Annotated in this window: 15 protein-coding genes and 1 tRNA gene; 11 read left to right on the forward strand and 5 right to left on the reverse strand. The window is 70.9% G+C overall.

All coding sequences use genetic code 11. From position 1 onward, the window contains the following. Together ACFOX0_RS01895 and ACFOX0_RS01900 are read right to left on the reverse strand one after the other, a co-directional pair. Positions 1–672 carry a TetR family transcriptional regulator gene (locus ACFOX0_RS01895; protein WP_377541878.1) on the reverse strand — a complete coding sequence of 224 codons (672 nt, stop codon included), beginning with the start codon at positions 670–672 and terminating at the stop codon, positions 1–3. Positions 673–791: 119 nt separating this feature from the next. Next, entirely contained in the window at positions 792–1757 is a 966-nt protein-coding gene (locus tag ACFOX0_RS01900; RefSeq protein ID WP_377541619.1) for an acyl-CoA desaturase, read from the reverse strand. Between the two features lie 130 nt (positions 1758–1887). On the opposite strand from ACFOX0_RS01900, the gene ACFOX0_RS01905 reads away from it, so the two are divergent. From ACFOX0_RS01905 to ACFOX0_RS01945, 9 genes are all read left to right on the forward strand, one after another. Next, the gene (locus tag ACFOX0_RS01905; protein ID WP_377541620.1) at positions 1888–2727 is read left to right on the forward strand and encodes a helix-turn-helix domain-containing protein; all 840 of its coding nucleotides are present in this window, start codon (positions 1888–1890) and stop codon (positions 2725–2727) included. Between the two features lie 46 nt (positions 2728–2773). Continuing rightward, a tRNA-Gln gene (locus tag ACFOX0_RS01910) sits at positions 2774–2844 on the forward strand. Between the two features lie 32 nt (positions 2845–2876). Next, on the forward strand, positions 2877–4445 hold the full coding sequence (gene glmU / locus ACFOX0_RS01915) for a bifunctional UDP-N-acetylglucosamine diphosphorylase/glucosamine-1-phosphate N-acetyltransferase GlmU (RefSeq protein WP_377541621.1): 1569 nt from the start codon (positions 2877–2879) through the stop codon (positions 4443–4445). Between the two features lie 76 nt (positions 4446–4521). Beyond that, the gene (locus ACFOX0_RS01920; RefSeq protein ID WP_377541879.1) at positions 4522–5502 is read left to right on the forward strand and encodes a ribose-phosphate diphosphokinase; all 981 of its coding nucleotides are present in this window, start codon (positions 4522–4524) and stop codon (positions 5500–5502) included. Positions 5503–5768: 266 nt separating this feature from the next. Further along, positions 5769–6440: a 50S ribosomal protein L25/general stress protein Ctc gene (locus ACFOX0_RS01925; protein ID WP_377541622.1), complete on the forward strand. Its 672-nt coding sequence runs from the start codon at positions 5769–5771 to the stop codon at positions 6438–6440. An 82-nt stretch (positions 6441–6522) separates the two neighbouring features. Further along, positions 6523–7113: an aminoacyl-tRNA hydrolase gene (gene pth / locus ACFOX0_RS01930; protein ID WP_377541623.1), complete on the forward strand. Its 591-nt coding sequence runs from the start codon at positions 6523–6525 to the stop codon at positions 7111–7113. A gap of 142 nt (positions 7114–7255) precedes the next feature. Then, on the forward strand, positions 7256–8092 hold the full coding sequence (locus tag ACFOX0_RS01935) for a 3'(2'),5'-bisphosphate nucleotidase CysQ (RefSeq protein WP_377541624.1): 837 nt from the start codon (positions 7256–7258) through the stop codon (positions 8090–8092). 54 nt (positions 8093–8146) lie between these two features. Beyond that, positions 8147–9064, forward strand: coding sequence for a sulfate adenylyltransferase subunit CysD (cysD, locus tag ACFOX0_RS01940; protein ID WP_377541625.1), 918 nt, complete (start codon positions 8147–8149; stop codon positions 9062–9064). Further along, positions 9064–10365, forward strand: a complete 1302-nt coding sequence (locus ACFOX0_RS01945; protein ID WP_377541626.1) for a sulfate adenylyltransferase subunit 1 — start codon at positions 9064–9066, stop codon at positions 10363–10365. The genes cysD and ACFOX0_RS01945 overlap by 1 nt, the downstream gene beginning before the upstream one ends. Here the strand turns inward: ACFOX0_RS01945 and ACFOX0_RS01950 are convergent. Next, on the reverse strand, positions 10301–11197 hold the full coding sequence (locus ACFOX0_RS01950) for an alpha/beta fold hydrolase (RefSeq protein WP_377541627.1): 897 nt from the start codon (positions 11195–11197) through the stop codon (positions 10301–10303). The genes ACFOX0_RS01945 and ACFOX0_RS01950 overlap by 65 nt on opposite strands. Positions 11198–11327: 130 nt before the next feature. Between ACFOX0_RS01950 and ACFOX0_RS01955 the strand changes: the two genes are divergently transcribed. Further along, positions 11328–12578, forward strand: coding sequence for an HNH endonuclease signature motif containing protein (locus ACFOX0_RS01955; protein ID WP_377541880.1), 1251 nt, complete (start codon positions 11328–11330; stop codon positions 12576–12578). Between the two features lie 290 nt (positions 12579–12868). On the opposite strand, the gene ACFOX0_RS01960 is transcribed toward ACFOX0_RS01955, so the two are convergent. Then, positions 12869–13087, reverse strand: coding sequence for a helix-turn-helix transcriptional regulator (locus ACFOX0_RS01960; RefSeq protein ID WP_377541628.1), 219 nt, complete (start codon positions 13085–13087; stop codon positions 12869–12871). Positions 13088–13253: 166 nt separating this feature from the next. Between ACFOX0_RS01960 and ACFOX0_RS01965 the strand changes: the two genes are divergently transcribed. Then, positions 13254–13478 carry a hypothetical protein gene (locus ACFOX0_RS01965; protein WP_377541629.1) on the forward strand — a complete coding sequence of 75 codons (225 nt, stop codon included), beginning with the start codon at positions 13254–13256 and terminating at the stop codon, positions 13476–13478. A 424-nt stretch (positions 13479–13902) separates the two neighbouring features. Here ACFOX0_RS01965 and ACFOX0_RS01970 read toward each other — a convergent pair whose 3' ends face one another. After that, on the reverse strand, positions 13903–14667 hold the full coding sequence (locus ACFOX0_RS01970; RefSeq protein WP_377541630.1) for a hypothetical protein: 765 nt from the start codon (positions 14665–14667) through the stop codon (positions 13903–13905). Positions 14668–14705 lie beyond the last annotated feature (38 nt).

A 14705-nucleotide genomic window follows, 5' to 3' on the forward strand; every position in this document is an offset into this window, starting at 1 on the left:
TCAGCGCAGCCGGCGGGTCATCAGGGTCGGCTTGGACTCCAGATGGGACAGGCCGTTCCAGGCGAGATTGACCAGATGCGCGGCCACCGCCTCCTTGCGCGGCTTGCGCACCTCCAGCCACCACCGGCCGGTCAACGCCACCATCCCCACCAGGGCCTGGGCGTACAGTTCGGCAAGCTTCGGGTCGTACCCCCGGCTCTTGAACTCGGCGCCGAGGATGTGCTCCACCTGGTGCGCGACGTCGTTGAGCACGCTGCTGAAGTTGCCGGTGGCGGACATCACCGGCGACTCCCGCACCAGCACCCGGAACCCGCTGTTCTCCTCCTCGATGTAACCGAGCAGCGCCAGCGCGGCCTGTTCCAGCAGCTCACGGGGATGCCCCGCGGTCAGCGCCGTGGTGATCCGGTCCAGCAGGGCACGCACCTCGCGGTCCACCACGACGGCGTAGAGGCCCTCCTTGCCGCCGAAGTGCTCGTACACCACCGGCTTGGACACCTTCGCCCGGGCCGCCACCTCCTCGATGGAGGTCGCGTCGAAGCCACGCTCGGCGAAGATCTGCCGACCGATCGAGATCAGCTGCTCGCGGCGCTGTGCCGCCGACATGCGTACCCGGGAACCGGGCTTCGCCGGGACCGGCGGCGGCCGACCGGCGCCGCCGGTGTCGTCCGGCATTGGTTCGCCCCGCCGGTGCGCCCGGCGGACACCGTGGCTGTTCACACCATCACTGCGCTCCGTCACCCGGCCATCCTGCCAGGTGACGCCCGGCGCGGCGGTCCCGCCGACGGCGCCACTCACCGTTGACTGGTCGGATCCACCAGTTTCGCCGCGATCCGCTCGGGCTTCGGCCACCGGACGTTCGAGGCCGCGCCGGCCTTCTCCAGCAGCCAGATGACCCGGGCCGAGATGTCGATCTGCCCGCGCAGGACGCCGTGCCGGGCGCTGGTCGGGTCGGCATGGTGCAGGTTGTGCCAGCTCTCGCCCATCGACAGGATGGCCAGCGGCCAGAAGTTGGCGGCCTTGTCGCCCTGGCGCATCTCGAACGGACGCTCGCCGTAGACGTGGCACACCGAATTGATCGCCCAGGTGACGTGGTGCAGCAGCGCGATCCGGACCAGGCCGGCCCAGAAGAACGCGCTGAGCGCGCCCTGCCAGGACATCGTGAACAGGCCGCCCATCAGCGCCGGTCCGAGGGCGGAGACCACCACCAGCCCGGGGAAGAAGTCGTCCACCCGCCGGATGTCCCGGTCGGCGAGCAGGTCCGGGGCGAACCGTTCCCGGTTGGACAGCTCGCGGTGGAACAGCCAGCCGACGTGCGCGTGGAACAGACCTTTGGTCAGACCCCACAGGCTCTCGCCGAACCGCCACGGCGAGTGCGGGTCGCCCTCCTGGTCGGAGTACGCGTGGTGCCGCCGGTGGTCGGCCACCCACTGGATGATGCTGCCCTGCACCGCGAGTGAGCCGGCGACGGCCAGTGCCACCCGCAGCCACCGCTTGGCCTTGAACGAACCATGCGTGAAGTACCGGTGGAAGCCGACGGTGATGCCCAACCCCGAGACCAGATACCAGAAGGCGCCGATCCCGATGTCGCTCCAGTGCAACCAGCCACCCCAGGCCACCGGTACGGCGACGAGCAGGGCGACGAACGGGACGGTCACGAACGCCCATAGGCCGATCATGATGCCCGGCGGTTGCTTGCCCTCGGTCAGTGGCTTGGGACCGCTGCGCGGACCGGGGGATTCAAGGAGTGTGGTCGACATGGCACCTCACAGGGGTGGATGATCACTAACTTACGCCTACGTCACCGTAACTTACGGAGCCGTAGATTGCAGCGGGCGAGTTTCTGGTAGTTCCCTGAACTTATCGTACGGGTGTTCTAATCTGCACGTCATGACCAAGCAGATGCCGCCAGCTCGACCGTCCTCCGTCGATCCGCCGGCCCTCGGCGGAGGTGATCCCGACTGGCCGGCCGGGGACTCGGCGCTCGTCGCCGAGGCGCGCCGGCTGCGCGTCGTCGAACGGCTCTCCGTGCGCCAGATCCAGGACCGGCTGGGTGTCGGCAAGGACCGGCTGCGCCGGATGCTGCGCGGGGTTCCCGCCCCGGACTGGACCAAACGACCCAACGCCAAGGACGATCTGCGGGCCCGGGCCGTCGAGCTGCGCGCCCAGGGGCGGTCGGTGGTCGACATCGCGGCGGTGCTGGGCGTGGCCAGGTTGACGGCGTACCAGTGGGTCCGGCACCTGCCGCTCGACCGCGACGTCGACGCGGAGCGGGCCCGCCGGCAGGCGCACTCACGGCGGATGACGGACGCGCTCTGGGGCGAGCATCGCCAGACCCGGGACGCGGCGCACGGGGCCGCCGTGACCGCGGCGGCACGGTGGGTCGGCTCGATCGACGACCGCGAGGTGATGCTGGTCGGTGCCGCGATCTATTGGTGCGAGGGCTGCAAGGCGAAGCCGTGGCGGCCCACCGACTTCCGGGTGAGCATCCATGAAACGGCCCAGGTGGAGGCGGCCACTCGGTGGTGGGCGGAACTGGTCGGGGTGGCGGCTGAGGCGTTTCAGCGGCCGAACATCAAGAAGCACGCCCTGTCCACCCGGCGACGCAATGTCGGCGACGACTACCGAGGGTGCCTGATCATTGACGTTCCCCGGTCGCGGGAGCTGTACTGGCGAATCGAGGGGATCATGAGGGGAATGGCCGGTGAGGATTCGGGGGTGGGGCGGTAGGGTGTAGATGCCTCGGGCCAAAGTACGCTTTGCCCGTTTTAGACCGTCCCGGGTCGTCTAATGGCAGGACGTCAGGTTTTGGTCCTGATTGTAGGGGTTCGAATCCTCTCCCGGGAGCTGGACCCGTGGCCGGCTGCTGCGTGGTTAGCATGAGGCCGCAGACTGCCCATCCCTTCGACGGGAGCTCCCTCGTGTCCCAGCCCCGCGCCCGTACCGTGGTCGTTCTCGCCGCCGGCGAGGGCAAGCGGATGAAGTCGGCACTGCCCAAGGTGCTCCACCCGCTGCTCGGCCGGACCCTCGTCGGGCACGTACTCGCCGCCGCCGAGCCGCTCGCCGCGGAGCAGACCGTGGTCGTGGTCGGGCACGGCGCCGACCGGGTCACCGCGCACCTGGCCGAGGTCGCCCCGAGCGCGGGCACGGTGCTGCAGGCCGAGCAGCTCGGCACCGGCCACGCCGTACGGGTGGCGTTGGAGAGTGTCCCGGAGCGCGCCGGCACGGTCGTCGTGATCAACGGCGACGTGCCGCTGCTGCGGGCCGACACGGTACGCGCGCTGGTCGAGGCGCACGAGGCGGCCGGCGCCGCCGGCACCGTGCTGGCCGCCGAGGTGGCCGACCCGACGGGCCTGGGCCGGATCGTCCGGGACGAGGCGGGCCGGCTCGAACAGATCGTCGAGGAGCGCGACGCCACCCCCGTCCAGCGCGCGGTACGGGAGATCAACGCCGGGATCTACGCCTTCGACGCCGGCCGGTTGCGGGCCGCGCTGGGCAAGCTGTCCACCGACAACGACCAGGGCGAGGAGTACCTCACCGACGTCTTCGGCCTGCTGGTCGGTGCCGGCGAGCCGGTGGCGGTGCACGTGGCGGCGGACGCCACCGAGACGCTGGGCTGCAACGACCGGGTCGAGCTGGCGGGGCTGCGCCGGTTGCTGGCCGACCGGATCAACGACGGTTGGATGCGCTCCGGGGTGACCATCCTCGATCCGGCATCGACCTGGATCGACGTGACCGTGACCCTGGAACGGGACGCGGTGGTGGACCAGAACACCCAGCTGCAGGGCTCGACCACGGTCGGCGCGGAGGCGACCGTGGGCCCGGACGTGACGTTGGTCGACACCGTGGTCGGCGCCGGCGCGACGGTGCTGCGCGCGCATGCCGTGGGTGCCGAGATCGGTCCCGGCGCCAGCGTCGGTCCGTACGCCTACCTGCGGCCGGAGGCCACGCTGCGGGAGAAGGCCAAGGTCGGCACGTTCGTCGAGGTGAAGAAGTCGGAGATCGGCGCGGGCGCGAAGGTGCCGCACCTGTCGTACGTGGGGGACGCCACCATCGGCGCCCGGGCGAACATCGGTGCCGCGACGATCTTCGTGAACTACGACGGGGTGGCCAAGCACCACACCACCGTGGGTGAGGCCGCCTTCGTCGGCTGCGACACCAGCCTGATCGCCCCGGTCGAGGTGGGCGCGGGCGCGTACGTCGCGGCCGGCAGCGCGATCACGCAGGACGTCCCGCCGGGAGCGCTCGGGGTCACCCGGGCACCGCAGCGGGCCATCGACAACTGGGTGTTGCGGCGTCGGGCCGGCACCCGGTCGGCCGAGGCGGCCCGGGCGGCGCTCGCGACCGGACGGCCGGAGTCCGGCGACGCTGCCGGTGCCGGCCCGACCGGCGCGGCCGGGGGTGAGTCAGCCCACCCGGACACCGGGTCCGGTGGCCGGGATTCATAGCCGAGAGATACTCCAGGTGAACGACCCTGGGCTGGAACGCCGGGACACCATCGAGTCAACGGGAGCGGACGAGCCGATGGGCAGCATCGTCGCCGAAAATCGCAAGAGCCTCATGCTCTTCTCCGGACGGGGTTTTCCGGAGTTGGCCCAGGAGATCGGCGAGGTGCTCGGCGTCGCGCCGACCCCGTCGGACGCCTATGATTTCGCCAACGGCGAGATCTTCGTACGGTTCAAGGAGTCGGTCCGCGGTTCGGACGCCTTCGTGGTGCAGTCCATCACCCACGGGGTGAACCGGTGGGTGATGGAAACCTTGATCATGGTCGACGCGCTGAAGCGCGGATCGGCGAAGCGGATCACGGTGGTTTTGCCGTTCTACCCGTACGCCCGGCAGGACAAGAAGCACCGTGGCCGGGAGCCGATCTCGGCCCGGCTGGTGGCCGACCTGCTGAAGACGGCGGGGGCCAACCGGATCCTCACCGTCGACCTGCACACCGCGCAGATCCAGGGTTTCTTCGACGGGCCGGTGGACCACCTGTTCGCGATGGACGTGCTGGCCGAGTACGTCGAGCGCAAGTACGCCGGCCGGCCGATGACCGTGGTGGCGCCGGACTCGGGTCGAGTCCGGGTCGCGGAGCGGTGGACCGACCGGATGGGCGGCTGCCCGCTGGCGTTCATCCACAAGACCCGGGATCCGTTGAAGCCCAACCAGGTGGTGGCCAACCGGGTGGTCGGTGACGTCGAGGGCCGGGTCTGCCTGATCGTCGACGACATGATCGACACTGGTGGCACCATCTGCAAGGCCGCCGAGATCCTGGACTCCTCCGGTGCCGCCGAGGTGATCGTCGCCTCGACCCACGCCCTGCTGTCGGACCCGGCCACCGAGCGGCTGAAGAACGGCCGGATCAGCGAGGTGGTGGTGACCAACACGCTGCCGCTGCCGCCGGAGAAGCAGCTCGACAAGATCACCGTACTGTCGATCGCGCCGCTGCTGGCCCGGGCCATCCGCGAGGTGTTCGACGACGGCTCGGTGACCACGTTGTTCGGTGGGCTGAGCTGACCGTGCCCGTCGTCCGGTCGGCGCGGGTGCCGCGGGGTGGGTGCCGACGGAGGGCTGCTTTCCGGCTCGGGTAGACTGGTCCGGTTGCCACGGCGAGGGAGCCCTGCGGGACGCTGACGAAGGAGCGCCGCACGGAGGCACCGTCATCGACGCGGTGCTCCGGGCATGCGGACGCATGGGCCCCAGCGAGCGCCTCCCTCGCCCGGCACCGAGACGACGTTAACGAGACGACACACCGCCGCAGCGAACGTATCAGGAGTTTCCCCGTGTCCGAGGTAAAGATCAGCGCCGAGCCCCGTACCGAGTTCGGCAAGGGTGGTGCCCGTCGTACCCGCCGGGCCGGCAAGGTGCCCGCCGTGCTGTACGGCCACGGCGAGAAGCCCAAGCACATCGCGCTTCCCGCGCGGGAGTTCGCCGCCGCGATCCGGCGCGGCGGCGCCAACCAGTTGTTCACGATCGAGATCAGTGACGGCACCCAGGCGCTGGCGCTGCCCAAGGCGATCCAGCGTGACCCGATCAAGGACTCCTTCGACCACATCGACCTGCTGATCGTCCGGCGGGGCGAGAAGGTCACGGTCGACGTGCCGGTGCTGCTGACCGGCGAGGCCGCCAAGAACACGCTGATCGTGCACGAGCACGACACGCTGTCGGTGGTCGCCGACGCGACCCGGCTGCCGGAGTCGCTGGAGGTCTCCATCGAGGGTCTCGAGGCCGGTTCGCAGATCCTCGCCAAGGACGTGAAGCTGCCGTCGGGTACCGAGCTGGCGGCCGACCCGGAGTCCATCGTGGCCGCGATCACCGCGGCGCCGACCGTCGAGCAGCTCGCCGCCGAGCTGGGCGAGACCGAGGAGGCCGAGGAGGCCGCCGAGGGTGCGGAAGCCGCCGAGGGTGCCGAGGCCCCCGCCGCCGAGGAAGCTCCGGCGCAGGCCGAGGCCTGATCGATTCCGTGACATCAGGCGCCCCCGACACCTCGGGGGCGCCTGATTCTTTTGGAGCCTGGTTCGGGCGAAGGAGGCGACGGTGACGGACGACGCTCACCCGTGGTTGGTGGTGGGGCTCGGCAACCCGGGCCGGGAGTACGCCGCGAACCGGCACAACGTCGGGTTCATGGTCGCCGACCTGCTCGCCGGGCGGATCGGGGCCCGGTCCGGCCGGCACCGTCGGGCGGTGGCCGACGTCGCCGAGGGGCGGCTGGGGTTCGGCGGGCCGAAGGTGATCCTCGCCAAGCCGTTGACGTACATGAACCTGTCCGGTGGTCCGGTGGCGGCGTTGGCGCAGTTCTACAAGGTGCCGGTCGGTCAGGTGGTCGCCGTGCACGACGAGCTGGACATCCCGTACGGGCAGGTGCGGGTGAAGTGCGGCGGCGGCGAGGGCGGTCACAACGGACTGCGGTCGATGTCGAAGTCGCTCGGTGGCAAGGACTACGTCCGGGTCCGGTTCGGCATCGGCCGGCCGCCGGGTCGGCAGGATCCGGCCGACTACGTGCTCTCCGACTTCTCCGCCGTCGAGCGCAAGGAGCTGGAGTTTCTCGTCGACCGGACGGCGGACGTGGTCGAGGCGGTGATCACCCGCGGGGTGGAATGGGCGCAGAACACGTATCACGGAGGGTGACGCCGGAGGGCTCGCGCCGGACATGACCGGTAGTGTGGCGCGAGGGAGTCGCTGGTCGGGTTGCCGAGTCGTACGGTGTGAGGGAGGCGGTCGGGATGACGCGGATGGCACCGGCGGTCCTCGTACCCGGGGGTGGGTGCTGATGGCCACGACGCCACCGGTGATCGACGGCGCGTTCGCCCGGTGGCTCGCCGAGCGGGCCGGCCAGGTGTTGCTCCAGACGCGGGCCGAGTTGGGCTTCGGCGACCCGGGTGCGCTGAAGGCGGCCGGTGACAAGGTCGCGCATGATCTGATCCGCACGGAACTGGCCCGCTGGCGGCCGGCGGACGCGGTGTTGTCGGAGGAGGACGAGGGCGCCCGGCTGGCCTGGACGGCCGAGCTCGGCCGGGCCGCGCTGCCGCGGCTGTCGGCCGACCGGGTGTGGATCGTCGATCCGCTCGACGGGACCGGGGAGTACGCCGAGGAGGGGCGTACCGACTGGGCGGTGCACGTCGCGCTCTGGGACCGGCGGTCGTCCCGCCCGCACCGGCTGGCCGGTGGCGCGGTGGCGCTGCCCGCCCAGCACCGGGTGCTCGGTACGGACTTCCCGCCGGCGTACCCGCCGATGCGTCTCGACTCGGCGACCGGCGCCTCGGGTGCGGCGATCCGGCTGGCGGCCAGTCGTAGCCGGCCGCCGGTCTTCGTGTCGGACGTGGCGGAGGAGGTCGGCGCCCAACTGGTGCCGATGGGGTCGGCGGGTGCCAAGATCGCGGCGGTGATCAGCGGTGACGTCGACGCGTACGTGCACGCCGGTGGCCAGTACGAGTGGGATTCGGCGGCGCCGGTGGCGGTGGCGGCCTGCACCGGACTGCACGCGTCCCGGATCGACGGGTCGGAGTTGAGCTACAACGAGGCCGATCCGCGGCTGCCTGACCTGTTGGTCTGCCGGAAGGATCTCGCTCCTCGGTTACTTGCGGCGTTGCAGCGTCATTCCGGGTAAGTTGGGGGCCGATCGACAAAGTCGACTTGACCTACCGGAAAGATGGGGAAGCCGATGACCGCCGCCGCGACGCCCGGGTACCGGGTCTCCCAGCTCGACGCGCTGGAGGCCGAGAGCATCTTCGTCATCCGCGAGGTGGTCGCCGAGCTGGAGCGACCGGCCCTGCTGTTCTCCGGCGGCAAGGACTCGATCGTCATGCTCCGGCTGGCCGAGAAGGCGTTCGCGCCGGCGAACATCCCGTTCCCGGTCCTGCACGTCGACACCGGCCACAACTTCCCCGAGGTGCTGGAGTACCGGGACCGGCGGGTGGCCGAACTCGGGCTGCAACTGCTGATCGGCAGCGTCCCCGACGCGTTGCGGGACGGCCTGGTCACCGAGCCGCCGGACGGCATCCGCAACCGGATCCAGACGCCGGTGCTGCTGGACGCGGTGGAGCGGCACCGCCTCGACGCGCTGTTCGGCGGCGCCCGCCGGGACGAGGAGAAGGCCCGGGCCAAGGAACGGATCTTCAGTTTCCGGGACGACTTCGGCCAGTGGGATCCGAAGAACCAGCGACCCGAGCTGTGGTCGCTGTACAACGGCCGGCACCACCCGGGCGAGTCGATCCGGGTCTTCCCGCTGTCCAACTGGACCGAGCTGGACGTCTGGCACTACATCGCCCGGGAACGGCTGCCGTTGCCGGCCATCTACTACGCCCACGAGCGGGAGGTGGTCGAGCGGGACGGCATGTTGTACGCGGTCAACGAGTTCATCCACCCCCGGGCCGGCGAGGAACAGGTCAAGGCCCGGGTGCGCTACCGCACGGTCGGCGACGCGTCCTGCACGGCCGCCGTCCGGTCCGACGCGGACACCGTCGAGAAGGTGATCGCCGAGGTCGCGGCCACCCGGATCACCGAACGCGGCGCGACCCGCGGCGACGACCGGGTCAGCGAGGCGGCGATGGAAGACCGCAAGCGGGAGGGCTACTTCTGATGTCGGCTCCGACGACGACAACCGCTGCCGGGCCGGAGGCCCGCGCCATGGACCTGCTCCGGTTCGCCACCGCGGGCAGCGTGGACGATGGCAAGTCGACGCTGATCGGTCGGCTGCTCTACGACACCAAGTCGCTGTTCACCGACCAGCTCGCCGCGGTCGAGGCGGTCAGCGCGGCCCGGGGCGACGAGTACACCAACCTGGCCCTGCTCACCGACGGGCTACGGGCCGAACGGGAACAGGGCATCACCATCGACGTGGCGTACCGCTACTTCGCCACGCCGCGGCGCAAGTTCATCATCGCGGACACCCCCGGGCACATCCAGTACACCCGCAACATGGTCACCGGCGCGTCCACGGCCGACCTGGCCCTGATCCTGGTGGACGCCCGCAAGGGGCTGGTCGAACAGTCCCGCCGGCACGCCTTCCTGTGCTCGCTGCTGCGGGTGCCGCACCTGGTGCTCTGCGTCAACAAGATGGACCTGGTCGACTGGTCGCAGGAGGTCTTCGAGCGGATCGCCGACGAGTTCACCGCGTTCGCCGCCAAGCTGGAGGTGCCGGACCTCACGGTCCTGCCGATCTCCGCCCTGCGCGGTGACAACATCGTCGGCCGGTCGGCCAACATGCCCTGGTACGAGGGACCGTCGTTGCTGCACCACCTGGAACGGGTGCACATCGCCTCGGACCGCAACCTGGTCGACGTCCGGTTCCCGGTGCAGTACGTCATCCGCCCGCAGTCGACCACGGTGACCGACTACCGGGGGTACGCCGGTCAGGTGGCCTCCGGCGTCCTCAAGCCCGGTGACGAGGTGATGGTGCTGCCGTCCGGCTTCACCACCCGGATCGCGGCGATCGACACCGCGGACGGCCCGGTGGCGGAGGCGTTCCCGCCGATGTCGGTCACCGTCCGGCTGACCGACGAACTCGACGTGTCCCGCGGCGACATGATCTGCCGGCCGAACAACGCGCCGACGGTGGCCCAGGACATCGAGGCGATGGTCTGCTGGCTGGACGAGAGCCAACCGCTGCGGGTGGGCGGCAAGTACGCGCTCAAGCACACCACCCGGTCGGCCCGGGCGGTGGTCCGGGCCCTGCACTACCGGCTGGATGTCAACTCGCTGCACCGGGACGAGTCGGCCACCGGACTGGCGCTCAACGAGATCGGCCGGCTGCGGCTGCGGACCACCGTTCCACTGCTCGCCGACGAGTACCGGCGCAACCGCACCACCGGCGGTTTCATCCTGATCGACGAGAGCACCAACCGTACGGTCGGCGCCGGCATGATCGTGGAGGCTGGTTAACCGGCGCCGGCTGTTCCGGCCCCGGCCGCCACGCCGACCGGCTCGTCAGCGGCGGCGGCCACCCGCCGTCAGCCCTGGTTTTCCCCGGTCCGTTCGGCGTGGCCGGTCGGGACCATCCCCCGTGCAGCTCGAATTCGACGATGACCACCTCGGGATCGGCGGTCTCGTGGACCACCGTACGCCCGAGCCTGGTGTAGCGCCGTACGGCGGTTCCGGCCGCGAACCGGGCGCGTAGCTGTTGCTTCCTCGACCGCATGGTGGCCGAGCGGGCCAGTTCGGAGTACGCGGTGACACAGGCAGGCGCGCGGTAGCGCCAGCGCCAGCGCCCGTCATCTCCGCGCGCGAGATGTGCGTCGACCTCGTCACCGATCAACCGTCGCGCCTGGACCGGCCACGATCGCGTGCGTTCCAGCCCAGCCTGGGTCGGATCGTCGAACTCCGGCACCGTCAACGCATCGTGTGCCAACTGGCCGGCGACCCGGGACGGTATTCCCATGGCGGGATCGAGCAGGACGAGCCGGTCTATCCGCCGCGGTGCCCGCCGGGCCAAGTGGACAGCCACGGCGGCGCCCAGCGAGTGGCCGACGACGGGCACCGTTTCCAGATCAAGCGCGTCCATCATGGACAGCACATCGGTCGCGTGCTGTTCCAAGGACCAGGGCGGTTCGTGCGCCGATCGGCCGTGCCCGCGCAGATCCGGTGCAACGACCCGACGGGTGGGCAGCTCCTCGCTGGCCAGCGTTCGCCAGCGCCGACCATGTCCCGTCAGGCCGTGCAGTACCACCAGTGATCGGCCCTCCACCGGGCCGAACCGGTGGACGTGAAGAACCATTCCGGAATGGTAGGCGCGAGGCCGTGCGAAGGCGACCAGCGGGATGGATCGCCGCCATTTTGAAGATTTTTTGCTGTCGATCTTCGTGGGACCGATTTTTGTCGTACTGGTGTTCTAATCTGCGGTCGTGATGGAGGTGTTGGCGCGGGTCGGCGAGGTGATCTCGTCTTGTGCTGACACGTCCGTGTGGGCGTTGTCGGAGGCGGATCTGCTCGCGGCGTTGGACGCGGTGCAGGTGGTGGAGCAGCGGTTGGCGGCCGTGCGGTTGGCGTTGGTGCGGGAGGTCGACGGGCGGGCGGTCGCGGGTGGGCACGGTGCGTCGTCGACGGTGGTGTGGTTGCGGGACCGGTTGCGGGTCTCCGCGGGTGCGGCCCGTCATCAGGTCGACCTGGCGGCCGCGTTGGAGGCCGGACCGGTCGTGGTGCGACAGGCGTTGGGGCGGGGTGTGGTCACGGTCGAGCAGGCGAAGGTCATCACCGACATCCTGGGTGATCTGCCGGCCGAGGTCGGTGCGGAGGTGGTGGACAAGGCCGCGGGTCTGCTGGTCGACTACGCCACCCGGTTCGAACCCAAGGCGTTACGCCAGTTGGGGCGGCGGATCCTCGGGCACGTCGCCCCGGAGTTGGCCGACGAGGCCGAGGCGGCTGCGCTGCGTCGGGCGGAGGCGCGGGCGCATGACCGTCGGCATGTCACCTTCTCCTCGCCGCATGCCGACGGGCAGGTGCGGTTGACCGGCCGGCTGGATGCGGAGAGCGCGGCGGTGGTTCGGGCCGCGCTCGACCCGATCAGTGGACCGTCGGGGTTGGGGGATGACCGGTCGCCGGGTCAGCGGCGGGCCGACGCGTTGACCGACGTGTGCCGCCTCGCCCTGCACACCGGTGTCCTTCCCGACAACGGTGGTGACCGGCCGCAGGTCGTGGTCACCGTCGACCTGGACACTCTGCGCGAGCGGGTCGGCACCGCCACCCTGGACGGCGGGGAACGCCTGACGCCGGAGACGGTGCGGCGGGTGGCGTGCGATGCGCAGGTCCTGCCCGCCGTGCTCGACGGCGCGGGTCAGGTGCTGGATCTGGGTCGGCAGCGGCGGTTGTTCACCGGGCCGTTGCGGCGGGCGTTGGTGTTGCGCGACGGCGGGTGCGCGTTCTCCGGCTGTGACCGGCCGCCCCGCTGGAGCGACGGGCATCACATCGTGCACTGGGCCGACGGTGGCCAGACCTGCCTGGCCAACGCGGTGCTGTTGTGCCGGTATCACCACCGGGTCGTGCACCACGACGGCTGGCAGGTACGCCTGGCCGCCGACGGGCTATCCGAGTTCCTCCCACCGGCCTGGCTCGACCCGACCGGCCAACCCCGCCGCAACCACTACCACCGACGATGCTGACCCCCGGGACCACCACCACTTCCGCTCCAGCCGCTCCTCGGATCCCCCGAGGAGACGCGGCTCCGCTCTCGGCTGCGCCGGTCGCGGCCGTGCCGCGCGGCAACGCCGCCGCAACAGAGGTGGTGGCGCTGCGGTGGTGGTGGCGCTGCGGTGGTGGTGGCGCTGCCATGGAGGTGGTGGTGGCGCGACTGGCGACAGGTGTGGACGCCGTCGCCCGACGGGCGACGCCAGCACCGGTCGGAGCCCAACCGGACCGAGCGAACCGGCGATGGGACGCGCGCAGGCGCCGGTCAGCTGGGCTCGTCGTCGTCCGCAGGGGGCCGAGGGCGGCGGTACTCGGCGATGTAGCGCTCGACGTCAGCCCGCAGCCAGACGTTCATCCCGGTCAGTCGGGCGTAGGGCTTGGGGAAGTTGGGATGAGCGACGATCTGCCGCAATCGGGACCTGCCGACACCCAGCAGCGCCAGCAGCTCGCCAGGCCCGACCAACTCACCCGGTCCCTCGGTCATGCAAAGAAAGGTAGGCACACGCTGGCATACCCGATCGTGCGCGCATATTCAGGCGCGCCATAATTGACCCGCCAATATAGGTAGGGGGCAGTTGAAGGTCGGGCGGTGCCCAGACGGGGCGCGTCCGGTACGTAAACGCCTCCCGGAGGACGAAGGAGGAGCACGGATGGATGAACAGGACGAGTTGGGTCGGTTGCGGGAGCGGGTGAACAGGCTGGAACACGCGTTGGCGGCCAGCCGGCGGGAGGTCCTCGAGAGCCACGCGCGGCTGACGATCATCTCGCGCATCGTCCAGAACACCGACCGGTGCGAGCGGGCGCCTTCGGTGTGCTTCGGCGCCGTCCGCAGCGCGCTGTACGCCGAACACCCGCCGAAGAACCTGCTCGGCTGACCCGGCCGGGCAGACCGGAGAAACGCGCCCGCGAGGAGATCGCTCCGGTGCGCTCGCTGACCCACGATCCCACCGACCGCCGTCGTCGGACTCGTGGCTCGGCTCCGAGCGCGGTTGCCGGCGATGCGGGCCAATGAAACGGAACCGTCCCCATGCCCCGGGGACGGTCCGACCCTCGGCGATCACGGCTGCACCTGGCGGCCGCGCGCATTCGGACGGCCACGCGCATTCGGACGGCCACGCATCCTGACGGGCACCCACTCTGACGGCCACGCATCCTGACCGTCGCGCGCATCCTGCGGGTCACGCACATCCTGGCGGCCGCCCCCATCCTTGACGACCGTAGCTGCCACCACAGGATCGCGCCTATTCCTTGGGAACCGTGGCTACCTATGGGCGCCAGGCGTATCACCAGGGGTCAGGTCTATCCCTTGGCCGCCGCACCACTGCCGGGCACCGGGTCGGTGCTCCCCGCCCGGCCGGTGTCGTCCGGCCGGGCGGCAACGGCGAGCAGGACGGCGATGACCAGGCCGGCGAGCATCGCGGCGCCGTGGAGGTCGGTGACCGCGGTCAGTACCACCGCCGTGACCACGCCCAGCGCGGCGCCCGGTCGGGCAACCGGCAGGCCGCGCCCGAGCGCCGCCCCGGTCGCCGCACCGGCCAGCGCCGCGACGACCGCACCGACGACCGAAACACCGGCCAGCAGCGCTGCGCACCAGTACAGGACGGCCGGCACGGTCATCACCGGCAGCCGTTCGGCGCCGCGCAGCGCCGCCACCAGCAGCGCCGCCGCCAGGCCGCACACCCCCACCGACTTGCCCGCACCGTACGGCTGCCAGGCGTACCCGGCGATCTCACCGGCCGCCGCCGCGCCGAGGAAGCAGAGCAGCCAGGCCGACCGGCTGACGACCTGCTCGGCCAGGGCGCCGAGGACCAGCAGGAAGGCGAGCGTGCCCAGCACCCCGAGCAGCCCGCCGTCCTGGACCAGCAGGGTCGTGCCGCTGCGCCACCACTGCCCGTGCAGGCCCGCCGGGGTGCGTTGCAGCGCCGGCAGCCAGCCGGGCAACACGTACTGCAGTGCGTTGCCGACCGCCGTGATCCCGAAGACGATCAGGGTCAGCACCGGGAACCGGCGCAGTCCGAACCGGCCCGCCGCGCGGGCGTCCGGGTCGTCGTCGTTCTGCCGCATGTCTCCGGTCTACCGCAGCGGGTCAAGCCGGTCTACAT

Source organism: Micromonospora zhanjiangensis (genome assembly GCF_042650605.1).
In the GTDB taxonomy this organism is placed as follows: Bacteria; Actinomycetota; Actinomycetes; order Mycobacteriales; family Micromonosporaceae; genus Micromonospora_J; species Micromonospora_J zhanjiangensis.